Origin of the sequence: Mycolicibacterium sp. MU0053 (genome assembly GCF_963378095.1) — a bacterium.
GTDB classification, from domain to species: Bacteria; Actinomycetota; Actinomycetes; order Mycobacteriales; family Mycobacteriaceae; genus Mycobacterium; species Mycobacterium burgundiense.
On record NZ_OY726397.1, the window covers coordinates 2,627,634 to 2,651,670 of the forward strand.

Consider the following 24,037-nt stretch of genomic DNA (forward strand, 5'->3'; position numbering starts at 1 on the left):
CCGTCAGCCGTATGCGAGCAGCAGCGGCACCCGCTGCTCGGCGCTGCTCAAGGAGCCGTGGTGACCGATCAGCGACGACTCGAGCGGTTCGGTGTCGCGCCGCACCAGCACCGCCGAATCGCGCGCCGCGGCCACCACGTCACCGATGCGGGGCCGGACGGTGTCGCTGACCCGGGCGCCGAACCAGCCCGCCTCGATCGCCTCGTCGCGCGCGGCCACCCAGGCGGTCGGTCCCAGCGTCGCGCGCCAGGCCGCGAGCACCGCGTCGGCGGCACCGTCGCGGGTGTAGACGTGCCGGGCCCGGGGCTCCCCGCCGATGGCCTCGACGCCGTCGAGCAACGCGGGTTCGGCGTCGATGTCGGTGGTCGCGCTGTCCTCGGCCGTCACCATCCCGTGGTCGGCCACCACCGCGAGCAACCCGCCCGGCGGCAGCACTTCGACCACCGATTCCACCAGGCGATCGACCTGCCGCAACTGCATGCGCCACGGTGCCGAACCCGGACCGTGCAAGTGTCCCAACAGATCGAGTTCGCTGTGATAGCCGTAGCAGAAGCCGCGCCGCGCGATCGTCTCGCTCACCGACGCGCCCAGATCACCGAGGGCCTGCACACCGATGTAGCGGCCGCCGCGCAGCACCGCACGGGTCAGGCCGGAGGTGGCGAACTCGGCGCCCGAGATCACGCTGACGGCCATGCCGGCCGTGGTGGCCTGCTCGAATGTGGTGGGCAGCGGCTGGACCTGTTCGGGCACCGCGCTGTCGCGCAGATCCGCACCCCACGGGTGCGGCCGCCAGCGCAGGGCGTTGAGGACGCCGGTGCCGGGCACCAGGAACGAGTAGCCGACCATGCCGTGCTCACCGGAGCGCAGACCGGTGCCGACGGCGGCAAGCCCGGCGGCGGTGGTGGCGGGGTAACCCACCTGCACCGAGGCGCCGCGTAGCCCCGCCATGACCGGTGCGTCCGCGGCGTGCGCATCGAGCAGATCGGCGCCGAGGCCGTCGATGAGCAGCACGCACGCCCCGGACACGGGGCCCGCCAGTGGAATTCGGGCGGCAAAGCCCGCCACGCCCATGGTCGCCAGCACCGACGGCACCACGTCGGCCAGATGTGGGTCGTCGGGTTCCAGCTGGGGGAGTTCCATGCGGTCGTCGCCGGTCAGGAACTGACGCGGCGGTGCGCGAGCGCGCGGATCGCGTCGGGCAGCGCCTCGATGTCGGCCAGCAGCGGCAGCAGTTCGGGCTCGAGTGTCATGGCGCGGAACACCACCCCGATCGTCACCTCGTGGTCCGGTCGATCGAGGACCACGATGTCGTCGCCGGCGCGGACGGTGCCCGGGGTGATGACGCGCAGATAGGCGCCCGGGACGGCCGCGGCGGTGAAGGTCTTGATCCAGCCGGGGATCTCCAGCCACGACACGAATGTCCGACACGGGGTGCGGGGGGAGGACACCTCCAGCACCAGTCCGTCGTCGCCGACCTGCCATCGTTCGCCGATGCGGGCGTCGGTGACCGCGGCGCCGACGGTGGTGAGGTTCTCGCCGAACATCCCGTCGCGCAGATCCCGGCCCAGGCGCTGCGCCCAGGCGTCGAGGTCTTCCCGCGCATAGGCGTAGACGGCCTGATGGTCGCCGCCGTGGTGTTTGCGGTCGCCGATGCTGTCACCCACCAACCCGCTGCCGGCGCCGCCGCGTCGCGGTCCGGGGTCGCGGACGGCCACCGGTTCGGGCGTCGGCACCTTGTCGATGCCGGTGGGCCTCGACGGGGCAGCGGGATTGGTGTGTGGGCGAGCGAGATTGACCGATGCGACAGTCGCCATGCCGGAGAGGTTAGGCGGACTTGTTCAGCAGCGGCAGCAGCAGGGTGCGTCGGCGCATGTTCTCGTCGGCGAAGTAGTTCAGCGCCTCGGGTACCGACCCTGCGATCGGATAGGCCTCGGGGGTCCGGTCGAGAACGTCGATGACGGCGTCGCTGGGAATCAGCACCCAGTCCTGTCCGGTCTCGGCGCAGTCGTCGTCGAATGCGCGCAGCAGGGCCAGTCCGTGCTCGTCCATGTGCAGGACGCCGCTGAGGTCGAGGACGACCGTGGTGGCCGCCAGGACGTAGCGCCGCGCGTGTTCGGTGACGCGGTCGACGTTGACCATGTCGACCTCACCGCTGATCGTCACGACGGTGGCCAGTCGGCGACTTTGCGCCCGCAGCCGCGCGCCGTTGCAGTCGAACACGGGATTTCCGTAGGGGTTCATGTTCGGCCTCATTTCGGTGGCGTTTTTTGTGCCTCCACCGCGACACTAAGTGGCTACTCTAAGGTCACTGGGTGCCGGGACTAATTCTTTGGTAAGACTATGACCTGCGGAATCACCTGGTCATGCGGCCGAAAGCTCACGGGTGGGCCGCAATCCGCTCGTCGAGGGCGCCCGAATCGCGGCCCAGCGCGACGGTGGCCGCGGCCATCGCGATGAGCGCACACGGCAGTGCCACCAGGCCGACCCCGCGCGCGGTCAGTTGCTCGCCTAGCACCATCGTGCCGAGCAGCACCGCGGCCACCGGCTCCAACACCAGCATTGCGGGCACCGAGGCCGGCAGCGCGCCGGCATGCAACGCGGACTGCTGCAGCACGGTCGCCACCACGGCCAGCACCACGAGCAGGTACAGCGCAGGTGTCTCCAGCAGGGTCCGCCAGGATCCGACCTGCACCCGATGCGTGCACAGCTTCGTCAACACCGCGATCAACCCGAACAGCACGCCGACGGCGGTCGCCAGATACAGGGCCCGTTGGGTGCCCACGGCCTTCGCGGCAAGGAGCACGCAGCCGAGGACCAGCGGCACCACGATGGCGGCGACGACGATCCAGGTGCCCACCGACGGGTCGTTGTGCCCCTGGCGGGGATGGGCGACCGAGACGAACACCGCCAGCGCCAGCGTCAGTACCAGCGCCCAGCCCCATTCGGTACGCGTCACCCGCCGGCCCGCGAGCCGCGCACTGATCGGCAGCGCGAACAACAATGCGGACACCAGCAGGGGCTGCACCAGCATCAACGATCCGAACGACAAGGCCGCCGCCTGGAAGCCGTACCCGGCCGCCGCCGTCGCCAGGCCGGCCCACCACAACGGGTTGCGCAGCAGCGAGGTGACGATCGCCGAACTCATCCCCGCGTCCGCGGGGACGTCCCTGGTGGCCAACTGGCGCACCACGATGCCGAGGGCCGCACACAGCGCCGCGATCAGCGCAAGGGCGACGACTATCGGCTGCGACATCGGTTACCTAACTGGCTCGGGGTTATCGACCGGCCCCGACACCGGTGGGGTGACGAAAAGCTCTGGCAATTAACGACAGTAGTGTCCACCCTGGGGACGCCGGGGACCCTATCGGGTCCGGCCGGGGCTCCGGAAACGACGGTGCCCCGCGAGCCGAAGCTCGCGGGGCACCGCTTGGAGAGCTGCGATCAAACTCCCTTGCCGACGTCGTAGCGGTCGGCGTCCATCACCTTGACCCAGGCGTCGACGAAGTCCTGGACGAACTTGTCCCTGGAATCGTCCTCGGCGTAGAACTCGGTCAGCGCCCGCAGCTGCGAGTTGGAACCAAACAGCAGGTCCACCCGGCTGGCGGTGTATTTCTGCTCGCCGCTGACGAAGTCCTTACCGACGTAGGTCCCGTCGTCGGCCGACGACGGCTCCCACTTCAGCCCCATATCGGTGAGGTTGACGAAGTAGTCGTTGGTCAACTGACCCGGCCGGTCGGTGAGCACACCCACCTTGCTGCCGCCGTGGTTGGCGTCGAGTGCCCGCAGACCACCGACGAGCACCGTCATCTCCGGTGCCGACAGCTTCAGCTGGTTGGCGCGGTCGATGAGCTGGTACTCGGCCGGCACGTCCAGGCCCTTGCCCAGGTAGTTGCGGAAGCCGTCGGCCTTGAGCTCCAGGTAGGAGAACGAGTCGGCGTCGGTCTGCTCCTGGGTGGCGTCGCCACGGCCCGAGGTGAACGGCACCTCGACGGCGTAGCCGGCGGCCTTGGCTGCCTTCTCGACACCGACGTTGCCGGCCAGCACCACCAGGTCGGCGAACGACACGTCGACGCCGGTGCCGGCCTGGATCTCCTCGAGCGTGCGGATGACCTGGGCCAGTTCCTCGGGCTCGTTGGCCTCCCAGCCCAGCTGCGGTTGCAGCCGGATCCGACCACCGTTGGCCCCGCCGCGCATGTCACTGGCGCGGAACGATCCCGCGGCCTTCCATGCCGTCGAAACCAATTGCGACACAGTCAGACCCGAGGACGCGATGGCGTTCTTCAGGGTCGCGACATCGCCCTCGGCCAGCGGCTTGCCCGCCGGGGTGATGTCCTGCCACAGCCAGGTCTCCGCCGGCGCCAGCGGTCCGAGGTAGCGCGAGACCGGTCCCAGGTCGCGGTGCAGCAGCTTGAACCAGGCCTTGGCGTATTCCTCCCGCAGTTCCTCCGGATTGTCCAGCCAACGGCGGGTGATCTTGCCGTAGATGGGGTCCAACCGCATCGACAGGTCGGTGGTCAGCATCGACGGGTGCGTGCGGCCCTTGAGGTCCGCGGTGGGCACCGAGTTGGCCCAGCCGTTGTCCTTCGGGCGCCACTGGTAGGCGCCCGCGGGGCTCTTGAACAGCTCCCACTCGTTGCTGTAGAGGATCTCCAGGAAGCTGTTGTCCCACTTGGTCGGGGTGTGCGTCCAGGTGACCTCCAGCCCGCTGGCGACCTTGTCATTGGGGTTGCCGGTGTCATTCGGGTTGGTCCAGCCCAGACCCATGTTCTCCAACGGGGCGGCTTCGGGCTCGGGCCCGAGCACGCTGGCGTCGCCGTTGCCGTGGGTCTTGCCGAAGGTGTGCCCGCCACAGATGAGCGCGGCGGTCTCGATGTCGTTCATCGCCATCCGGCCGAACGTCTCGCGGATGTCGATCGCCGCGGCCAGCGGATCCGGATTGCCCTCGGGGCCTTCCGGATTGACGTAGATCAGGCCCATGTGGGAGGCGGCCAGCGGGTTCTCCAACCGGGTGCGGTCGCCGCCCGTGCCGGCGTACCGCTCCCGGGTGCCCAGCCACTCCGCCTCGGCGCCCCAGTAGATGTCCTCCTCGGGCTCCCAGACGTCCGGACGGCCGAAGACGAATCCGGCGCTCTTGAAACCCATCTGCTCCTGCGCGCGGTTGCCGGCATAGACCAGCAGATCGGACCAGGACAGCTTCTTGCCGTACTTCTTCTTGATCGGCCACAGCAGCCGGCGGGCGTTGTCCAGGCCGACGTTGTCGGGCCAGCTGTTGGTCGGAGCGAAGCGCTGCTGGCCCCGCCCTGCGCCACCGCGGCCGTCCTGCACCCGATAGGTGCCGGCGGCGTGCCACGACATCCGGACGAACAGCGGGCCGTAATGCCCGAAGTCGGCCGGCCACCAATCCTGGGCGGTGGTCATCAGCTCGTCGAAATCGCGCTGCAGCTCGTCGAAATCGAGGGTCTGCACCGCTTCGCGATAGTCGAAGTCCTCGTCATTCGGGTCGATGACGTCGGGGTTCTTCTGCAGGATCTTCAGGTTGACCGCGTTGGGCCACCAGTCCCGGTTGCTACCGCCCTCGACCGGTCGCCGGATGACCATCGGGCAACCGGCGTTTTCGGCCGGTTCGGTCTGGGCCTCGCCAATGGGCGGCGACTCAACAGCGTGTTCCTCTGGCACTGCGTTTCCTTTCGGGAGGGGTGTGACGGGCTGTGATCACGGGTGTGATCCCGACATCTGGATGGCAACGCAGGTGGGGCACAGGCCCCAATAGATGACCTCGGCCTCGTCGATCGCGAAGCCGTGATCCTCGGCGGCGGTCAGGCAGGGGGTGTCGCCGACAGCGCAGTCGACATCGGCGATGTCGCCGCACGACCGGCACACGATGTGGTGGTGGTTGTCGCCGACGCGAGCCTCGTAGCGCGCGACCGATCCCGAGGGCTGAATCCGACGCAGCAGGCCGACGGCGGTCAGGGCGTTCAAGGAGTCGTACACGGTCTGGTGGGACACCTCGGGCAGGGACGCCCGGACCGCACGGATGACGGTGTCGGTATCGGCGTGCGCGTGCGCGTGCACCGCACCCAAGACCGCAACCCGGGGGCGTGTCACCCGCAATTCGGCGGCACGCAGCTGAGCTGCGTACTCGGCTGCCGAGGTCATACCCACATGCTTACGCGCTTTTCTGGAATCGGTCAAGAGAAATCGGGGCGGTCGCGGATCGCGTCGGACGTGCGGCGCGGGTCGACTAGCGTGCCTTGTTTGTGCAGACATTGATCGATCTCGACCGGGCGCGGGTGTTCGCGATCCCGTTGCACGACGACGCCGGCGTGCGGGAGGGGATGCTCATCGAGGGGCCGCAGGGCTGGGGGGAGTTCAGCCCGAGCGCCTCGGCCACGCCGGCCGAACTCACCCGGTGGCTGACCGCCGCGACCGAACCGGGCACCGTGGGCTGGCCCGACGCGGTCCGCGGCCGTGTCCCGGTGGCCGCGACCGTGCCGGCAGTCGACGCCGAGCGGGCACGTCGGATCGTGACCGTCGGTGGATGTCGCACCGCGGAGGTTGCGGTGGTCGGCGACGGCCCGTCCCGAGACGGCGACCTCGCCCGCGTGGCGGCGGTCCGCGCCGCCCTCGGACCGGCCGGCGCGCTGCGCTGCCATGTCGCCGCGACGTGGGACGTGGCGACCGCCGCAGCCGTGATCACCGAACTGGCCGAGGCGGCCGGGGGTCTGGAGTTCGTGGTGCAGCCGTGTGCGTCGCTGGCCGAGCTGGTCGAGTTGCGCCGGCGGGTGGACGTGCCGATCGGCATCGATGTGGCGAAGTACTACGGGCCGGGCCGGCTCGCCGATTCGCTGGTCGACGCCGCCGACGTCGCGGTGCTGGACTGTGGCCCGCTCGGGGGCGTGCGGCGGGCACTGCGGGTGGCCGAATCGGTGGGGCTGCCGTGCGCGGTCACCTCGACCGCGGCGAGCACCATCGGGTTGGGCTCGGCGGTCGCGCTGGCCGCCGCGCTGCCGGACTCGGTGTACGCGTGCGGTCTCGGTGAGCGCATGTTGTTGGCCGGCGACCTGGTCGGCGGGTCGCGGTCGTTGACCGCCGTCGACGGCTACCTGCCGGCCGCGCCGATGCCGCCGGGGCCCGCTCCCGATTTGCTGGACCGCTATGCGGTCACCGACCCGCAGCGCCTCCGGTGGTGGCGCGACCGGCTGCAGACCGCGCAGCTGCTCGGCTGACCGATGCGCCCGCCGACCTGCGCTTGCACGGCCCTGGGCGCAGCCGGCGCCGGCGCACTTGGCAGACTGGGCGGATGGCACAAATAACATTGCGTGGAAACCCCATCAACACAGTCGGCGATCTGCCTGCCGTCGGAGCCTCGGCACCGGCCTTCAACCTGGTCGGGACCGACCTCGGCGCCGTCAGCGCTGAGCAGTTCAGCGGGAAACCCGTGCTGCTCAACATTTTTCCGTCGGTCGACACCCCGGTGTGCGCGGCCAGCGTGCGGTCCTTCAACGAGCGCGCGGCCGGCGGCGGCGTGTCGGTGCTGTGCGTCTCCAAGGATCTGCCGTTCGCGCAGAAGCGGTTCTGCGGCGCGGAGGGCATCGAGAATGTCACCACGGCCTCGGCCTTCCGCGATAGCTTCGGTGAGGACTTCGGCATCACCATCGCCGACGGCCCCATGGCCGGCCTGCTGGCCCGCGCCGTCGTCGTGATCGGTGCGGACGGCAAGGTGGCCTACACCGAACTGGTCCCCGAGATCGGCACCGAGCCCGACTACGACGCCGCGTTGGCCGCCCTGAAGTAGGCAGCACCGCCGCAACACCTGAAATACGGGCGCTCGCACCGGCGTCGGCATCGCGCCGACCCCGAGGCGAGCGCCCGTGCTTTTTCGGCGCAGTGTCACCGTAGGGTCACGGTCGGGTATCTCATTGGCGTTGTGCCGTCGTGCAATTGGGCGATGACCGGCCGCTCCCTGTACAAGTGAGGGAGGAATGACGGTCGAAGAGAATTGAAAAAGCGATGAAACGCATCTGCGCCCTTGTGTTAGGTGTGGTCGTGGCGTTGGCCGGGGGAATGATGGCGCCCGGGCTGGCATCCGCCAGGCCCGCGGCCAATCAACAGGCCATCGACTACGTGCTCAAACGCGCCCTGACGCAACGCGGCGTGCCGTATACCTACGGCGGCGGTGACGCGTCCGGGCCCAGCCTCGGTGTCGAACCCACCGTGACGACCGCCGAGGCCGACCCTCTCATCAGTGCCTTCGGGACCACGCCGGTGGTGGTGGAACCCAAGCCGCGGGTCGCCGGATTCGATGCCTCGGGCCTGATCGTCTACTCGTTCGCCGGCGTCGGGATCAAGCTGCCCCGCTCCTCCGGCGAGCAATACAAGGTCGGCCGCAAGATCCCGCCGTCGCTGGCGCTGCCCGGGGATCTGATCTTCTACGGTCCCGAGGGGACCCAGAGCGTGGCGCTGTTCCTCGGCAACGGTCAGATGCTCGAGGCGACCACGCCCGCCGTCACGGTCTCGCCGGTACGCACCAACAACATGGCCCCCTACCTGTCGCGCATCATCGAGTGAATCCGGCCGGGGTGGCGGTGCCGTCGCGGCAACGGTAAGCCCCTAGACTGACGTGCCGTGGGCACTTTGATCGCATTCGCGCCATGGATCGTCTACTGGATTCTGGTGGGCAACGTCCCGTTTCACACCGCGGTGCTGATCGCGCTGGCGGTCGCCATCGGCGCGTTCGTCGTCGGACGGGCCACCGGGGGACCGGGGCGCTCGCTCGAAATCGGGGCCGTCGCAACGTTTGTCGTCCTGACCATCCTGACGTTCCTGCTGACTCAGGACTTCATGGAGCGCTGGATGCAGCCGCTCAGCAACGCCGGCATCTTCCTGGTGGCGCTGGGCGGAGTGGTCGCGGGCAGGCCGTTCGTCCGAGAGTTCGCCGAGGTCGGTCAGCCGCCCGGCATCGTCGAAAGCGATCTGTTCAAACGGATCACCGCCGTGCTGACCTGGATCTGGGTCGCGGCGTTCGCCGGTATGACGGTGTCCTCGGCGATTCCACCGATCGTGCAGGGTGACGCCACCATCCTGGACACCCGGACGCCGCTGTCATTCGTCTGTTACTGGGCAATTCCGGTATCGCTATTGGGACTGGCCGCACTGGCCTCCCGGTACCTGCCGGAGAAGATGATGGCGGGCATCAATGACGTGGAACGCAAGACGACGTTCGTGGCCTACAGCGAGGCGGCCATCGACGAGTTGTACTACCTGGCCCAGCAACACGTGGAACGCGAGGTCGGGCCCGAGCACGAGCCCTACAACATCAAGGTCGGCGGCAGCGGATCGGTGTTGACCGGCGACGAGAGCCGCACCTCCTGGCCCGCGACCTACAAGGTCCGCGAACGCCGACGGTAGGCCGGCCGGCTCAGACCGGCCAGGTCTCCTGGCGGTAGCCGGCGTCGAAGAACATCCATTCGTAGCGGGACGTGGTGCGGAAATGTGCCCGCGCGACGGCCTCGTCGGCCGCGGTGAGGTGGCGCCCGACCCGGTCGGTCAGATCGAGTACTTCGGCGACCGAGGCATTGAACTCGTCGCCGCCGTAGGTATTGATCCAGAGCTGATAGCGCGGATCGGGCGAGCCCCGGTGCAGGAGTTCGGCGCCGACCCGGGCGTAGATCCAGTAACACGGCAGCACCGCGGCCAGGCCGTCGACGAAGCTGCCGCCGTATGCGGTGGCCAGCAGATAGCTGGTATAGGCCGCCGTGGTCGGTGCGACCGCAACGGCGGCCAGGGCGGCCGGGTCGATGCCGAGTTGGGGCAGCAGTTCACCGTGCAACTGCAGTTCGACGTCGAACACGTCCGCGGAATGCCGGGCGAACATCGCGGTGTCGGCCAATGTCGGGGCCTTGGCCGACACGATCGACAGCGCGCGGGAGTAGTCCCGCAGGTAATGCATGTCCTGAATGACATAGTGCGCGAACGCATCCGGAGCCAGCGTCCCGTCGGTCAACCCGGTGACGAACGGATGCTCGAGAATCGCCGCGAACTGGGTGTCGTTGATGTCGGCCCACAGTCGTGCGGAAAAAGATTCGGGGTCTCGGGTGTCGTGCGGCCGTAGTTGGGTCACCTCCGCAACCTACCGTGGCCCCTCGTGCGGCCATCGCTACCCTGGAGCGAGTGGATCCACGAGACTTGCGCATAGGAGACGCCGACCGCGAGCACATAGCCGCACTGCTGCAGCGCGCGGTGGGCCAGGGAATGCTCACCCTTGACGAATTCAGTGACCGCATGGACGCCGCCATGGCCGCCCGCACCCGAGGAGAACTCGACGCCGTCGTGGCCGACCTGCCCGGCACCCGGCCGGCCGAGCAGACCGCGGCCGCACCGTTGCACGCCACGATGTCCTCGATCAAACGGTCGGGTACCTGGCTGGTGCCGGAACTGGTCACGGTCCGGAGCCGATTGTCCTCGGTGGGTCTGGATTTCACCCAGGCCGACATCCGTACCCCGGTCGTCACGATCGAGTTCGACGACATCTGCAGCACCATCGACATCGTCGTGCCCGAGGATTTCACGGCCGATGTCAGCGCATTGCGGTGTACGGGCAGCAGCGCGAACTCCAAGGTGCCCGCGGGCCCGCCGGCGGGCCGGGTCCACCTGGTGGTGCGGGGAAAGCTGCGGTTCAGCGAGCTGACGGTCAAGCAACCGTTCGGCACCCGGGTCCGGAAATGGTTGGGCACTGAAGGCCGCTAGGGTCCGACATCCGCAGTGCGCTGAATCACCCACCGTCGCAACGTTTTCCGGTCCAGTTTGCCGCTGGCGAGGGTGGGGATCTGATCGGCGGTCGCCAGCAGCCATCGGGTGGGGACCTTGTAACCGGACAACTGCTCGCGCGCCTGCGCGGCCACCGAGTCCAGCTCGATCGTGTCCGCGCTCGGAACCACCACGGCGCACACCTGCTCGCCGCGCTCGGCATCGTCGATTCCGACGACCACGCACTGCGCCACCTCGTCGAACTGCGCGATGACGGCCTCCACCTCCAACGGCGAGACATTCGCGCCGGCGGACTTGATCAGTTCGCTGCTGCGGCCCACGTAGAACAGCCGCGGATCGCCCGCCCGGCGGTACACCCGGTCACCGGTGTGGTACCAGCCGTCGGCGTCGAAGGTGTCGCACCGCTCGCGCTTGTTGTAGCCGGCCATCACGCCGATCCCGCGCACCAACAACTCTCCGACGCTGCCGTCGGGGACGGTGCCGCCGTCGTCATCGACGATGTCGATCTCGGTGTAGGCGAAACCGCCTGCGGTCTCCGACATCGTGCGGTGGATCGGGAACCCGTCCGGCACGTCGGTCATCGCGATGTCGACCGGCCCGTCGCGCAGCATCGGGGCGCTGCGCAGGTCGCGGTCGGCGAAACTCGGATGCTCCCGCAACCGCTGGGTGAAGGCCGGCCAGCCGACGATTCCGGTGGCGCGCTCCCGTTCGACGAGATCGAGGGCGGCGCCGGCCTCGAGACGTGCCAGCACCAGCAGCGTGATCGATTCGTGCAGGGCGCCCATCGCGGCCAACACGCCGCCGATCCAGAAGAACGGCATGGCGCACAGGATCCGGGGGGCACCGGGCTGCCGGGTGATCGAGCGGATCGCGCCCGGCCACGTCGAGGTCTGCCGCACGAGGGTGCCGTGGGTGTGCACCACGCCCTTGGGATCGGCCGTCGAGCCGGAGGTGTACACCATGATCGCCGGATCCGCGGGGAACACCTCCGCCTCCACCGCCGTCAAGATCCGCTGCGGGACAGCGGCTGTCGTTGGGGCGGGCCACGGCGTCGCCCAGCTCCGGTCGGCGCCGTCGGTGACCACGATGGACCGCAGATACGGCGCGGTTGCCAACGCGAGGTGGCCCTGCTGCTGCTCGGCCAGCCCCGGCAGCGCCGCCTCCAGCCGGTCGGGCACGTCCAGGCTCAGCACCCGCGCCGGGGCGATCAGCATCGCGATGTCGGCCAGCCGCAGCACCTTGGCGATCTCGGCGGGGGTGTACAGCGTGCTCAATGGCACCACCAACGCGCCGATGCGGGCGGCCGCCAGCCACCAGATCGCCCAGTCGACGCCGTTGGGGAAGAACAGTCCGACTCGGGTGCCCTTCCCGACGCCACGCGCGAGCAGCCAGCGCGCGGCGTCGGCGGAGCGTTGGTCGGCCCCCTGATAGGTCAGCCGATCCTCGGTCGTCACCAGATAGGTGTCCGCGCCGAAGTCGCGGGTACTGCGCTGCAGCAGCGCCGGAATGGTCAGCGGCGCAGTGGTGTCCGGGTCGGTACTCACCGGCCGCGCCACTGCGGATCGCGCTTCTGTTGCCAGGCGGCGATGCCCTCGGCCACGTCCTCGGTGGCCCCGGCCACCTTGCGCATGACCTCCCCGAAACGCACCGCCTCGATCCAGCCCATATCGGCGCTGCGCCAGGCCACCTCCTTGGTGGCGCGCTGGGCCAGGGGAGCGGCCTCGGTCAGGGTGTGCGCCCAGCGGCGCGCCTCATCCTGCAGGTCCGCAGGCTCCACGAGCCGCCAGACCAGCCCGATCTCGTGCGCGCGCGCAGCGCTGATCGGCTTGCCGGTCAGCAGCAGTTCCATGGCGTTGGCCCAGCCGACCCGCTGTGGCAGCCGGATGGCTCCGACGATGGTGGGAACCCCGATCGTCACCTCGGGAAAGCAGAAGCTGGCCTCGGTGCTGGCGATCACGAAGTCACAGAACAACGCCCCCGTGAGGCCGTAGCCGATGCAGGGACCGTGCACCGCGGCGATGGTCGGCTTGAACAGTTCCATGCCGGACTCGAATGAGTTGATGGTCGGCTTCTCCCAGAAGGTGCCGCCGAAGGTGCCCACCGAGCCCGACCCGTCCTTGAGGTCGCCGCCGGCGCAGTAGACGTCGCCGTTGGCGGTCAGAATGCCCACCCACGCCTGCTCGTCGTCGCGGAACTGATCCCAGGCCGCGTTGAGGTCCTGCCGCATGGCGCCGTTGATGGCGTTGCGCGCCTCGGGCCGGTTCATCGTGATGGTGGCGACATGGCCGTCGAGTTCATAGGTGACAAGGGGCATAGCTGCACCCTAGTTTTGCTCGCCGTCACGGGTGGGACCCATCGCCCTCGCCGCCGAGATCGGGCGCCTACTACCCTGCTAGGTGCGAGGCATTCGGTCGCGGGGTCGGCCGTGACACTCACCGAGAGGGACGGATGGACGCACAAGCGGATCCGCCGGAGGACGCGGCACCGGTCGGCACTGACAACACCGACCCGCTGCCGGTCATCCCGGGCAGTTGGGCCGCGGTGAGCCGGGACTGGGAAGCGGCGACCATGACAGGCGCAGCGGCGGGCCCGCTGCCGCCGCCGCATCCGTCGGAGCGGCCGACCACCTTGCCGCCGTTCGACTTCTCCGCAGTCGAGATGAACCGCGCCCCGGCGCGTCGCAGGCGCGCGCTGATCCTGGCCGCGGCCGGGTTGGTCGCGGTGGCGGCGCTCGGCGCGGTCGGATTCACCGTGCTCGGCGCGGATGACGAGGGCTCGTCGGCTGCCGCTACCGCCGAAGACGCGGACTCGGCGCGGGATTCCGGCGCCGAGGAGCGGCTGTTGGCGCGGTTGCCCGGCGGCTACCCCGATTCCGCGTGTCAGGCGGTGGAGCCCCCGCAGGGCACGGTGGCCCAGGTGCTGTGCGAGGCGACGAGCGAGCCGCAGGCGCCGGCCGCCACCTACACGCTTGTCGCCGACGAGGAGTCGCTGACCGCGGCCTTCGACCGGTTGACCAAGCGCAGTTCGGTCGTGGTGTGTCCCGGCCGAATTCAGTCGCCCGGTCCGTGGCGGCGCAACGCCACCCCGGACGTGGTGAGCGGCATCGTGCTGTGCGCGGCAAGCAAGGAGGCCACCACGGTCGGCTGGACCGATGAGGCCAGCCTGCTGCTCAGCGAGATCCGTTCGGAACCCGGTTCACGTAACCTCGAGCAGCTGTTCGAGTGGTGGTCCTCGCACTCCTGAGGGCGTGCCGCGGGTGCGCTACTGGGCGGGAGTGACTGTCGGACCGTGCGGCGTGCCCTGCACGGCGTCGTCGGCGGCTGTGCCCGGCTGCTGTGCCGGCAGCGGGGTGCCCTGGCTGCCGGTGGCAGATTCGGCGGCGGGCCCGTGCGGAACACCCTCGGGGGTGGCTTCCGGCGCCGGGGTCGCGGCGGGAGCCTCCGGCACATCGGCGACCGCGGCTTCCGGCGCATCGGCGGCCGCGGCGCCCTCCGGCAGTGGCGTGCCCTGACGGCCGGTGGCCTCCGGAGCGCCGGCCGGGGCGGCGGGTGCGGCGTCGGTGGCGGCGGCGGGTTCGTCACCCGGAACCGTCTCGGCCGGGGTGGTCTCCGCCGGCGCGGCGGGGACGGCCGGCGCCGCCGGAGTCGACGCGGCGCTCGATCCCGCGCCCGTGGCGCCGGGGCTGGCCGGCTGCACCCAGGTCAACAGGTCCGCGTTGCCGTCGTTGTAGACCACGGAGTCCGGCGCGGCGCCCGTGACGTCGAAGTACACCTTGCCGGTGGACTTCTGACCCTGCGCGAGCCCGGCCGGGCTGATCCCCTGCGGGCTGGCGACCTGGAACAACACCCGATAGGTGTCGCCGGCCTCGGTGCGCGCGTTGAGGTTTGACACGACTGGCTGCACGTTGCCCTGGATGGCCTCGTTGGTGGCGGTGGCCTCCCACAGCGTGCCCCGGACGGGGTAGGAGACGACGTCCGTGCTCTGCTTGAGGTCGCTGATCGTCCAACCCTGGACGACGCCACCGGCGGTGAGTTCGGCGCGTTCGCCGAGGTCGGTGGATTCGGCGCCGACCAACGGTGCGCCGAAGAGCGCGGTGGCGGCGAACAGTGCCGCCGAGGTGGCGGTGATGGCGATTCTGCTGGTCTTCACAGTGACACTCCTGTGCGTCGGGGCAGTGTTTCCGGTACAGCTGTCTCAGTGAAATTAGCAGGTCACGATTCGAGACGCCGGTGCCTCCCGACGATCAGTCCGGATTGGCAGGTGAATGACCAGCACTGATCCGGCCGATTCGCGATGAACCGACCGGATCCGAAGTCAGCCGGCTAGGCCGACAGGCGGCTCGATCCGGTAGCCACGAGGTCCTCGCGGCGGCCGTTGGTCGGCAGGGCGTGCACCGTCGATTTCTTGTCCTCGACGGCGGCCTCCTCGGTCTCCTCGACCAGCAATCCGCGGTGGACCTGCAGGTAGGTGTCGATGGCCTCCTGGCGCAACGGTTGCGACCAGATGCTGATGTTGTGCGTCGGGTCGCCGCCCTCGCGCGCCTTGGCGAGCTGCTTGGCTCCGAGTCGGAAACCGAAGACCGAGCCCGCGAGCGTGACCACCAAGCCCACCCCGCCGACCATGGCCGTCGTACCGCTCTGCAGGGCCAGGCCGGCAACGAGGGTACCCAGCATCACGAACGAGAGCAGCAGAAAGACGTATCCCACGTACGGGTGCGAGATCTTGGGTTTGTTCTTGAGCATGTGTCCTCCTCATAGTGACGTCGGACCGGCCCAGCTGGGCAGATCTTCGAGCGCTTGGCAACGGAATACGATACGCGTAGCGTAGCGCTATCTGGTGTAACGCGTCAGGGGCCGCGTATGTTCCCGGCGGCGCACCACGACGGCTGAACGGGAGGGCGCGATGGCAGCACGACGGTCGGTCGAGGACGGCATCGCGGAGTCGACGTTGTATCTGTTGCGGACCCGCGGCCCCCGGTCGGTGACCGTGGAGGCGGTCGCGACGCATTCGGGCATCGCCAAAACCACGATCTACCGCCGCCACCGGGACCGTCGCGAGATGCTCGCGGCGGCCATGGCCCGGCTCGCCTCGCCCGCGCCGATCGAACTGCACGCGGATGCGCCCGCCCGGCTGCGCTGGGTCATCCGGCACGCCATCGAGACCGTGGACGGCGGCATCGGATTCGGCGGCCTCGCCTCGTTGCTGACCGAGGAGGATCCGGAGTTCAGCACGTTGTTCCGCCAAGTCCTCGTCGATCAACGCGCCAAGCTGGCGGTGGTGATCGAGGCCGGCAAGGCCGACGGCTCGATGCGCGCGGACATCGACACCGAAACCCTCATCGACGCGGTGGTCGGTACCTACGCCGCCGAGCGCGCCCGCACCGGAGAACTCGGTGCCGGATGGCAGCAGCGGCTGTTCGAGCTGTTCTGGCCCGCGGTCAGGGCCTAGGAGGGTGGGTCGGTAACGCGTTGAGGGGGTGCGGGGTGTCGAATGTGGGTAGCGATCGCATTTCACGTGATGTGGGTGATCCGGGTGCCCGCTCGGTGTGGAGGTCTCCGATGGGTCGGGTGCTGGCAATTGAGACGCCCCATCGGATGGCTTGTTAGGCCGGTAGGGCGGTCAGTCCGGTAACTCCGATGTGGCCGTGCAGTTTTCGTAGGTTGTGGCAGGCGGCTAGCAGCAGCCATTCTCCGCGGGCTTGGTCGAGTCCTCGCAGCAGCAGATGTTTGGCGTTCTGCAGGGTGCTCATCTGGCCGAAGACCGGTTCGACGATCGCTTTGCGGCGGGCATAAACGGTCTGTCCGCGTTTGGTGGCCAGCTTGCGGGCCATCCGCTGTTTTGCGGTGGCCTCGGCGGGGATGCGTCCCCGCGGGGCGACCGGTGGCGGGTCATCACGGCGGGGGCGGCCGGGGGCGATGAAGAACTCGGTGCCATGTTCTTCGGTGAACCCGGCGGCGGCGTCGAGGTTGGCGGTGCTGGTGTAGCCGGCATCGGCGAGCATTTGGCTAGGAATCTGGCCGGTGTTGGTGACGGTTTGTTCGGTCATCGGCATCAGCGTGTTCACGTCGGCGGCGTTGGTGCCCACTTCGGTGGCCACGATCACCTGATGATCACCGTCGACGACGGCCGCGGCGTTGTAGCACTGGTGGAATGCCCCGTCGCCGGTGAGCATGATCTTGGAATCGGGGTCGGTGAAGTTGCGTTGCGCCTTCGGTTTCGGTGTCGCGGCCTGCGCAGCCGCGGCACCCTTGCCCGCGGCGGTGTCATCGTCGTCACCGCGGTCTTTGGCCCGCTGCTCAGCGCGTTCCCGTGCCGCTTGGGCGGCTTCGGCTTCCAGGGCGGCCTTGGCTTCCCGGATCTTGACCAGCCGGGTTTCGCGCCGCGCCAGCTCCGCCGGTAGTTCGTCACCGCGGCGATTTTTGCCGAACGCCTTGTCTTCGGCGGTGTCGATGCGCTGCGCCTCGGCCAGCAGTGCTGAGACCTCGCCGGCCAGGATCTTTTCCTTCTCGGTCATCCGGACGTAGCTCATGGCTTTGCGTTTGGAGGCATTGGCGCGCACCTTCGTGCCATCGAGTGCGACCTGGCCCAGGCTGACCATCCCGGCGGCCTGGCACAACGCCAACGCTTGGACGAACAGGTGTCCCAACGCCGAGAGGTGGCGTTTGCGGAACCGGGCGATCGCCCGATAGTCCGGGGCGCTGCCTGCAGCCAGCCACCGAAACGCGACCACATCGGTGCAGGCGGCTTCCAGCTTGCGCGAGGAACGAACCCCGGTGGTGTAGCCATACAGCAGGATCCGCACCATCAGCCGCGGGTCATACGGTGGCCCACCGCGGACCTCGGTATAGGCGGCGTGGATCCGGGACAGGTCCAAGTGCTCATCGACCAGATCGGCGATGAACCGGACCAGGTGCTCGGCCGGTAGCCAGTCATCCAGCGATGGCGGCAACAACAAGTCTTGATCCGGGTTGAACGGGCGAAACGACTTATCCACCGGCGCCTTCGGCGCCACAGAATGCGAATCCACCCGCAGTTCGGGATCTACCTCGAACAAACCCTCGGCATCGAGATCATCAGGCACACCCCATGATCCCCTACACCCGCCGCCAACCCAGACACCCCACCCGGCGTGTTACCGACCCACGCTCCTAGCTACTCCTAGACTGCAGGCGTGATTCGCGAAGCTACCCAACCCCGGCCGAGCCGCACCGGCTTGATCCAGATCGAGGAATGTCTGGACGCCGAGGGCGGCATCACGCTACCGCCGGGCACCACGCTGATCTCGCTCATCGATCGCAACATCGCCAACGTCGGTGACACCGTGGCCTACCGCTACATCGACCACACCGGTGCCGCCGGCGCTCACACCATCGAGCTGACGTGGTCCCAGCTCGGCCATCGGCTGCGGGCCGTCGGCACGCACCTCCAGCGGGTGGCGGACCGGGGCGCGCGGGTAGCGGTGCTGGCCCCGCAGGGCCTCGACTACGTGGTGGGTTTCTTCGCGGCGATCAAGGCCGGAACCATTGCGGTACCGCTGTTCGCGCCGGAACTGCCGGGCCACGCCGAACGGCTGGAGACCGCGCTGGCCGATGCCGAACCCGCCGTCGTCCTCACCACTGCCGCCGCGGTCGACACCGTCGCCGCGTTCCTCGGCGCCCGGCCGCAGCTGGGACGCCCGCACGTCATCGTCATCGACGAGGTGCCCGACGCCGACGGCGACGCCTTCGAATCGGTCGAACTCGACACCGAGGATGTCTCGCACCTGCAGTACACCTCCGGCGCCACGCGCCCGCCGGTCGGTGTCGAGATCACCCACCGCGCGGTCGGTACCAACCTGGTGCAGATGATCCTGTCGATCGACATGCTGGATCGAAACACCCACGGCGTCAGCTGGTTACCGCTCTACCACGACATGGGCCTGTCGATGATCGGCTTCCCGGCGGTCTACGGCGGGCATTCCACGCTGATGTCGCCGACGGCGTTCGTCCGTCGGCCGGAACGCTGGATCCACGCGCTGTCGGACGGATCCCGCGAGGGGCGCGTCGTCACCGCCGCCCCGAACTTCGCCTACGAGTGGACCGCGCAACGCGGCGTGCCCGGCCCGGACGAGGGCGTCGACCTGACCAACGTCGTAATGATCATCGGCTCCGAACCGGTCAGCATGGCCGCCATCGAGACGTTCAACGAGGCCTTCGCGCCGTTCGGGCTGCCCGGCACCGCGATCAAACCGTCCTACGGAATCGCCGAGGCCACCTTGTTCGTCTCCACCATCGCGCCGTCGGCGCAGGCCTCGATGGTGCACCTGGACCGCGACCGGCTCGCGGTCGGCTACGCCGTACCCGTCGCCGCGGACACGCCGGCAGCGGTGCCGCAGGTCGCCTGTGGGCAGGTGGCCCGCAGCCTGCGGGCGGTGATCGTCGACCCCGCGGCCGCCGCGGAACTCCCGGACGGCCGGATCGGCGAAATCTGGTTGCAGGGCCGGAACGTCGGACGCGGCTACTGGCGTCGGCCGCAAGATTCCCGGAGCACCTTCCACGCCAAGCTCCGTACCGTACGCGGCACCGCCGGGCACACCGAGGGCGCAGACGTCGGCGGCGATTGGCTTCGGACCGGGGATCTGGGGTTCTACCTCGACGGTGAGCTGTACGTGACCGGTCGAACCGCGGACCTGATCACGGTGGCCGGGCGCCAGCACTATCCGCACGACATCGAGGCTACGGTCGCCGATGCCGCGGCGCTGGTGCGCCGGGGTTACGTGGCGGTGTTCGCGGTGCCCGGTACGGATGCCGTGGTGATCGTCGCGGAGCGGGCCGCCCGCACCGCGCGCCACGACCCGCAGTCGGCGTTGGCGGCCATCGAGGCCGCCGTGCTGGCGCGGCACGGGCTGGCCGTCGCGGAGGTGCGGCTGGTTCCCGCGGGCGCTATCCCGCGGACCACCAGCGGCAAGCTCGCCCGGCGAGCCTGCCGGCTGCAGTATCTGAACGGCACGCTCGGCGGGCATTGACCGGTTGCGGCATCGACTTGAGACACTGGGCCCATGACCAATCTCGAGATGTCCGAATCGATTTCCATTGCGGCCACCCCAGAGCAGGTTTACGCGATCGTCTCGGATGTGACCAGGACCGGCCAGTGGAGCCCGATCTGCAAGGCCTGCTGGTGGGATGAGGGCGACGGACCGCAGGTCGGCGCCTGGTTCACCGGCCGCAATGAGACCCCCGAGTCCACCTGGGAGAGCCGCAGCCAAGTGGTGGCCGCCACGCCGGGCAAGGAATTCGCCTGGGAGGTCAACAACGGCTGGGTGTACTGGGGGTACAGCCTTGCCGCCGAGGACGGCGGCACCCGGCTCACCGAGTCGTGGAAATTCCTGCCGCCGGGCATCGCCGGATTCCACGAGATCTTCGGCGAGCGGGCCGAATCCGAGATCGAAGCCCGGCGCCTGGCAGCAGAATCCGGCATTCCGGCCACCCTCACCGCGATCAAGGCGATCGCCGAGGCCGGCTGAGGCCGCACTGTGATCGACCGCTGACGACCGACGTCAGTATCGTGCGGGGCAATGGCACAAGATCGAACGGACGGCGCGGCCCGCATTCGCCGGGGCCTGCAGATGGCGCTGCGCGGGCGGCGCGAACCGGCACCGGGGGCCGGCCAACGCACCCGTCATACGGGCGGCATGGGTGATCTGCACACCCGCAAGGTTCTCGACCTCACGATCCGCCTCGCCGAGGTGATGTTGTCGTCCGGGTCGGGCACCGCGGACATCGTCGCGACCGCCCAGGATGTCGCGCAGGCGTATCAGCTTGCCGACTGCGTCGTCGACATCACTTTCAACACGATCATCGTGTCGGCCCCACCGACCGCCGACAGCCCGCCGCTGACCATCGTGCGCGCGGTACGGCACCGCGCGACCGACTACACACGCCTGGCCGAACTCGACAAGCTGGTCCGGCGGGTCACCTCCGGTGGCGTCACCGTCGACGAGGCGCACGATGCGATGGACGAGCTCACCGAGCGCCCGCACCCGTACCCGCGCTGGATGGCGACCGTCGGCTGGGCCGGATTCGCCCTCGGCGTGGCCATGCTGCTTGGCGGTGGTTGGCTGACGTGCATCCTGGCGGCGCTGACCTCGGCGGTCATCGACCAGGTGGGCCGGCTGCTGTTTCGGGCTGGCGCGCCGCTGTTCTTCTACCACGTGGTCGGCGCCACCATCGCGACGCTGGTGGCGGTGGCGGCGTACCGCTTCGCCGACCAGGGCCCGACCGTCATGGTGGCCACCGGGATCGTGGTGTTGCTGTCGGGAATGACGCTGGTCGGTTCGGTGCAGGACGCGCTGACCGGACACATGGTCACCGCGGTGGCCCGACTCGGCGACGCGCTGTTCTTGACTGCGGGCATCGTCGTCGGGATCGTCGCGGGCCTGCAGGTCGCGACGTTGGCCGGCATTCGCATCGAGTTGCACATCGACGCGACCCAATCCTTCGTGACACCCAACCAGCCCGCACAGATCCTGATCGCGGTGCTCGGGGCCGCGCTGGCGGGGGTCTGTCTCACGCTGGCGTGTTATGCGCCGCTGCGCTCGGTGGTGCCCGCCGGCGTTGCGGCCGGCTTGGCCGAATTGGTGCTGATCGGTTTGGGCAACGCGCAAATCGGCCAGGTGCTTGCCACCGGGATCGCCGCGGCCGGGGTGGGCCTGCTGGCCACCCTGATCTCGATCCGGCGGCAGGCCCCGGCGTTGGTGACGGCAACCGCGGGTATCACGCCGATGCTGCCGGGGCTGGCCATCTTCCGCGCGGTGTTCAACTTCGCGGTCGACGAGAAGTTTAACGCCGGCATCGCACAGCTGTTGTCGGCCGCGGCGATCGCGCTCGCCATCGGCGCCGGCGTGGTCATGGGCGAGTTGCTGAGTTCACCGTTGCGTTACCGCGCGGGCCGGGTCGGCGATTTCGTTCGGATCGAGGGGCCGCCCGGGCTGCGCCGCGCCGTCGGCCGGGTGGTGCATCTGCGCCCCGCCGAGGGGCCGCGGGTCGGCAATCGCCGCGTCAAGTCGCGCAGCGTCGCGCTGGAGCCGGACACCGAGCCCGCCGAGGGCGAAGCCGGGGCCGCCGACCAGGACGAGGACTACTAGTACGGGCGAACGCGACATCCAGCGCGCCGGGCGTCGTGTGCAGGGGAACGTTTCAGCCTTGGCTGGCGCGCCACTTGTCCAGCAGCCGGCGATCCCGCTTGGTCGGCCGACCCGCCCCGCGGTCGCGAGCGGCCACCGGAACAACGGCCGTCGGCGGCGGAGCGGGCGTGCGATCCAGATAGCAGGTCACCGCATCGGCGGCGCCAACCCGCTTGTGGATCACCCGCACCACCTCCACGATCCGCATCCTGGCGCCCACGAGCGCGCGCACCTCGTCACCGGGGGAGACCATCGTCGACGGCTTCGCCGGCCGATTGTTGACCCGCACATGGCCGCCGCGACACCCTGCGGCGGCATCCGGTCGCGTTTTCGTCAGCCGGACCGCCCACAACCAACGATCGATCCGGGTGGCGTCCATGACACTCATCATGGACTCCGAGGGCAATTCGGATCAAAGACGCCCGGCGGCGAACGCGGCGGCCTCGTTGACCATGCCGTTTACGGGGTACAGCGTGTGGGCGAAGGTAGGGATCCCGCCGGGAGCACCATCGCAGATGGTGTCACCGGGCGCACACAGGTCCAGCGTCTTCTCCTCGTAGAGCGGCCCGATCGTGACCAGCGGGGCGTCGTACTGGCGCAGCCACTGACTGGAGGGCTTGCCCATCAACACCACCGCGGCGACGTGTTCGGCGAGTTCGTCCGGCACCGGATTGGGCATGTAGGACAGGTACTCGTCGGGGATGCCGTCGGGGATCGTGTCAGCGGTGACGAACCCCGCCAACACGGCGCCCTGCGAGTACCCACCGAGCACAATCCGAGTGTCGGGGCACGCCGCGGCCGTCGTTTGGATGCGGGCACCGGCATCCTTGATGCCGTCGACCACGGTCCTGGCGAACGCAATGCGGTCGCCGAAGTTGCTGCTCGCGGGATAGTTCACCGGGTAAACCCCCACCGTCTTTCCGCCGGCCTGGGCACGCAGTGCATCGACGAATGCCTGGCCGGTCCCGCCGACGCCGGGCGGTTCGGTGGTGCCCCGGGCGAAGATCACCTCGACGTCGGGGCACGGCTCGGCGGCCGCCGCCGGCTCGGCGGACGCCGCGGGAACGGCGACACCGATCGCCGCCGCGGAGGCCATCAGCACTACAGCACCGAGAAACCGAGCGGCTTGGTGAACTCTCATATGCGGACTCCTTCGGAATACGGCTGATGTCCCCAGGTTAGCGAGCTGAAGCACAAGGGCTGTACCCCTGGCTGGAGCGGGCCAAACCGGCCGAATTACAGCCTACGGTTGCCACGCCGGAAGCACCGCGCTCCGGCGGTTGCCCACCCTTTGCTCCGGGGCTTCAGCCGCCGTGAGAGTCGTTGCTCCGCAACGATTCCGAAGCGGTATCACCAGCGCCCCGGGTGCGCTATGGACCGGGGAGGGGAGGCCGGGGCTCAGCCGCGATCGCCGTGGTGGTCGGGCTCGGCAATCTCCGGGGCCACCTCGCGGGTGGCCATTCCGCCCTTGCCGCCCTGATCGGTGGGGCCGGGGGCGGCGGGTGACTGGCTGGGCTGGGGGCCGGCGTCGGCCTGGTCCGGATCCTGGGTCATAAGTTGTCTCGGTACCCCGTTTGCGGCATGCCCAAACCGAAGTTGAACCCTCTGGAGCGCAACAGAATTAGACAAAAGCTTGAAACCTTCAAAACTAGCGTTCACACTCGAAGTGATGCCTGATGGCCCCGAGTTCACCACGATGTTGCGGGCGGCTGGGCTGCGTGTGACCCGGCCCCGGCTAGCGGTGCTGCATGCCGTGAGCGAGCATCCCCATACCGAAACCGACGTCGTCATCCGGGCCACCCGGGCGCATCTGCCGGACGTGTCCCACCAGACGGTGTACGACGCGTTGAACGCATTGACGGCGGCCGGACTCCTTCGTCGGATACAGCCCAGCGGCTTGCTGGCCCGCTACGAAACGCGCGTGGCCGACAACCACCACCACCTGGTGTGCCGCCAGTGCGGCGCGATCGCCGACGTCGACTGCGCCGTGGGCGGTGCACCCTGCCTGATCGCTTCCGACGATCTCGGTTTCGAGATCGACGAGGCCGAGGTCATCTATTGGGGGCTGTGCCCCGACTGTGCCGCCGCTCGAAGTTCCTGATCACGACC

26 protein-coding genes are annotated in these 24,037 nt (G+C 69.1%); 11 read left to right on the plus strand and 15 right to left on the minus strand.

The features are described 5' to 3' along the window. Positions 1-3: 3 nt before the first annotated feature. From RCP80_RS12130 to RCP80_RS12155, 6 genes are all read right to left on the minus strand, one after another. Positions 4-1,140 carry an alkaline phosphatase family protein gene (locus RCP80_RS12130; protein ID WP_308482558.1) on the minus strand — a complete coding sequence of 379 codons (1,137 nt, stop codon included), beginning with the start codon at positions 1,138-1,140 and terminating at the stop codon, positions 4-6. A 14-nt stretch (positions 1,141-1,154) separates the two neighbouring features. Beyond that, a complete protein-coding gene (locus tag RCP80_RS12135) occupies positions 1,155-1,814 on the minus strand; it encodes an MOSC domain-containing protein (protein WP_308482559.1) in 660 nt (219 codons plus the stop codon). Positions 1,815-1,824: 10 nt separating this feature from the next. Beyond that, on the minus strand, positions 1,825-2,241 hold the full coding sequence (locus tag RCP80_RS12140; protein ID WP_308482560.1) for an STAS domain-containing protein: 417 nt from the start codon (positions 2,239-2,241) through the stop codon (positions 1,825-1,827). A gap of 136 nt (positions 2,242-2,377) precedes the next feature. Then, positions 2,378-3,253 (minus strand): DMT family transporter, encoded by an 876-nt coding sequence (locus tag RCP80_RS12145; RefSeq protein ID WP_308482561.1) that lies wholly within the window; start codon positions 3,251-3,253, stop codon positions 2,378-2,380. 188 nt (positions 3,254-3,441) lie between these two features. Continuing rightward, positions 3,442-5,676: a catalase/peroxidase HPI gene (gene katG, locus RCP80_RS12150; protein ID WP_308482562.1), complete on the minus strand. Its 2,235-nt coding sequence runs from the start codon at positions 5,674-5,676 to the stop codon at positions 3,442-3,444. Between the two features lie 36 nt (positions 5,677-5,712). Further along, entirely contained in the window at positions 5,713-6,156 is a 444-nt protein-coding gene (locus RCP80_RS12155; RefSeq protein ID WP_308482563.1) for a Fur family transcriptional regulator, read from the minus strand. Between the two features lie 101 nt (positions 6,157-6,257). Here RCP80_RS12155 and RCP80_RS12160 point away from each other — a divergent pair, with 101 nt between their 5' ends. The 4 genes from RCP80_RS12160 (at position 6,258) to RCP80_RS12175 (ending at position 9,408) form a co-directional block, all read left to right on the plus strand. Then, entirely contained in the window at positions 6,258-7,226 is a 969-nt protein-coding gene (locus tag RCP80_RS12160; RefSeq protein WP_308482564.1) for an enolase C-terminal domain-like protein, read from the plus strand. A 74-nt stretch (positions 7,227-7,300) separates the two neighbouring features. Beyond that, a complete protein-coding gene (gene tpx / locus RCP80_RS12165; RefSeq protein ID WP_308482566.1) occupies positions 7,301-7,795 on the plus strand; it encodes a thiol peroxidase in 495 nt (164 codons plus the stop codon). 215 nt (positions 7,796-8,010) lie between these two features. After that, positions 8,011-8,568 (plus strand): NlpC/P60 family peptidoglycan-binding protein RipD, encoded by a 558-nt coding sequence (ripD, locus tag RCP80_RS12170; protein ID WP_308482567.1) that lies wholly within the window; start codon positions 8,011-8,013, stop codon positions 8,566-8,568. A 57-nt stretch (positions 8,569-8,625) separates the two neighbouring features. Further along, positions 8,626-9,408 carry a hypothetical protein gene (locus RCP80_RS12175; protein ID WP_308482568.1) on the plus strand — a complete coding sequence of 261 codons (783 nt, stop codon included), beginning with the start codon at positions 8,626-8,628 and terminating at the stop codon, positions 9,406-9,408. Between the two features lie 10 nt (positions 9,409-9,418). Here the strand turns inward: RCP80_RS12175 and tenA are convergent, their stop codons facing one another. After that, complete coding sequence (gene tenA, locus RCP80_RS12180) at positions 9,419-10,120, minus strand: thiaminase II (RefSeq protein ID WP_308482569.1); 702 nt, start codon at positions 10,118-10,120, stop codon at positions 9,419-9,421. A 50-nt stretch (positions 10,121-10,170) separates the two neighbouring features. On the opposite strand from tenA, the gene RCP80_RS12185 reads away from it, so the two are divergent. Beyond that, positions 10,171-10,746, plus strand: a complete 576-nt coding sequence (locus RCP80_RS12185) for a DUF1707 SHOCT-like domain-containing protein (RefSeq protein WP_308482570.1) — start codon at positions 10,171-10,173, stop codon at positions 10,744-10,746. Here the strand turns inward: RCP80_RS12185 and RCP80_RS12190 are convergent. Then, on the minus strand, positions 10,743-12,311 hold the full coding sequence (locus RCP80_RS12190; protein ID WP_308482571.1) for a class I adenylate-forming enzyme family protein: 1,569 nt from the start codon (positions 12,309-12,311) through the stop codon (positions 10,743-10,745). The two genes, RCP80_RS12185 and RCP80_RS12190, sit on opposite strands and share 4 nt — an antisense overlap. After that, positions 12,308-13,081 (minus strand): enoyl-CoA hydratase/isomerase family protein, encoded by a 774-nt coding sequence (locus tag RCP80_RS12195; RefSeq protein ID WP_308482572.1) that lies wholly within the window; start codon positions 13,079-13,081, stop codon positions 12,308-12,310. Before RCP80_RS12195 ends, RCP80_RS12190 begins: the two co-directional genes overlap by 4 nt. 134 nt (positions 13,082-13,215) lie before the next feature. On the opposite strand from RCP80_RS12195, the gene RCP80_RS12200 reads away from it, so the two are divergent. Beyond that, complete coding sequence (locus RCP80_RS12200) at positions 13,216-14,010, plus strand: hypothetical protein (RefSeq protein ID WP_308482573.1); 795 nt, start codon at positions 13,216-13,218, stop codon at positions 14,008-14,010. 18 nt (positions 14,011-14,028) lie between these two features. Here the strand turns inward: RCP80_RS12200 and RCP80_RS12205 are convergent, their stop codons facing one another. Both RCP80_RS12205 and RCP80_RS12210 read right to left on the minus strand, forming a co-directional pair. Then, a complete protein-coding gene (locus RCP80_RS12205; RefSeq protein WP_308482574.1) occupies positions 14,029-14,916 on the minus strand; it encodes an MPT63 family protein in 888 nt (295 codons plus the stop codon). A 173-nt stretch (positions 14,917-15,089) separates the two neighbouring features. Then, entirely contained in the window at positions 15,090-15,509 is a 420-nt protein-coding gene (locus tag RCP80_RS12210; RefSeq protein ID WP_308482575.1) for a hypothetical protein, read from the minus strand. Positions 15,510-15,669: 160 nt separating this feature from the next. Here RCP80_RS12210 and RCP80_RS12215 point away from each other — a divergent pair, with 160 nt between their 5' ends. Then, a complete protein-coding gene (locus RCP80_RS12215; protein ID WP_308482576.1) occupies positions 15,670-16,215 on the plus strand; it encodes a TetR/AcrR family transcriptional regulator in 546 nt (181 codons plus the stop codon). Positions 16,216-16,369: 154 nt separating this feature from the next. On the opposite strand, the gene RCP80_RS12220 is transcribed toward RCP80_RS12215, so the two are convergent. After that, positions 16,370-17,761, minus strand: coding sequence for an IS1182 family transposase (locus RCP80_RS12220; protein ID WP_465270707.1), 1,392 nt, complete (start codon positions 17,759-17,761; stop codon positions 16,370-16,372). Positions 17,762-17,938: 177 nt separating this feature from the next. Here RCP80_RS12220 and RCP80_RS12225 point away from each other — a divergent pair, with 177 nt between their 5' ends. The 3 genes from RCP80_RS12225 to RCP80_RS12235 are packed head-to-tail and all read left to right on the plus strand — an operon-like array spanning position 17,939 to position 21,889. Continuing rightward, on the plus strand, positions 17,939-19,771 hold the full coding sequence (locus RCP80_RS12225) for a fatty acyl-AMP ligase (RefSeq protein ID WP_373693494.1): 1,833 nt from the start codon (positions 17,939-17,941) through the stop codon (positions 19,769-19,771). Positions 19,772-19,804: 33 nt separating this feature from the next. After that, positions 19,805-20,269, plus strand: a complete 465-nt coding sequence (locus RCP80_RS12230) for an SRPBCC family protein (RefSeq protein WP_308482577.1) — start codon at positions 19,805-19,807, stop codon at positions 20,267-20,269. Between the two features lie 51 nt (positions 20,270-20,320). Beyond that, positions 20,321-21,889: a threonine/serine exporter family protein gene (locus RCP80_RS12235; RefSeq protein ID WP_308482578.1), complete on the plus strand. Its 1,569-nt coding sequence runs from the start codon at positions 20,321-20,323 to the stop codon at positions 21,887-21,889. A 52-nt stretch (positions 21,890-21,941) separates the two neighbouring features. On the opposite strand, the gene RCP80_RS12240 is transcribed toward RCP80_RS12235, so the two are convergent. From RCP80_RS12240 to RCP80_RS12250, 3 genes are all read right to left on the minus strand, one after another. Continuing rightward, the gene (locus tag RCP80_RS12240) at positions 21,942-22,307 is read right to left on the minus strand and encodes an RNA-binding S4 domain-containing protein (protein ID WP_308482816.1); all 366 of its coding nucleotides are present in this window, start codon (positions 22,305-22,307) and stop codon (positions 21,942-21,944) included. Positions 22,308-22,340: 33 nt separating this feature from the next. Then, a complete protein-coding gene (locus RCP80_RS12245; protein WP_308482579.1) occupies positions 22,341-23,069 on the minus strand; it encodes a cutinase family protein in 729 nt (242 codons plus the stop codon). Between the two features lie 257 nt (positions 23,070-23,326). Then, complete coding sequence (locus RCP80_RS12250) at positions 23,327-23,482, minus strand: hypothetical protein (protein WP_308482580.1); 156 nt, start codon at positions 23,480-23,482, stop codon at positions 23,327-23,329. A gap of 115 nt (positions 23,483-23,597) precedes the next feature. On the opposite strand from RCP80_RS12250, the gene RCP80_RS12255 reads away from it, so the two are divergent. Beyond that, a complete protein-coding gene (locus RCP80_RS12255; protein WP_308482581.1) occupies positions 23,598-24,029 on the plus strand; it encodes a Fur family transcriptional regulator in 432 nt (143 codons plus the stop codon). Positions 24,030-24,037: the final 8 nt, after the last annotated feature.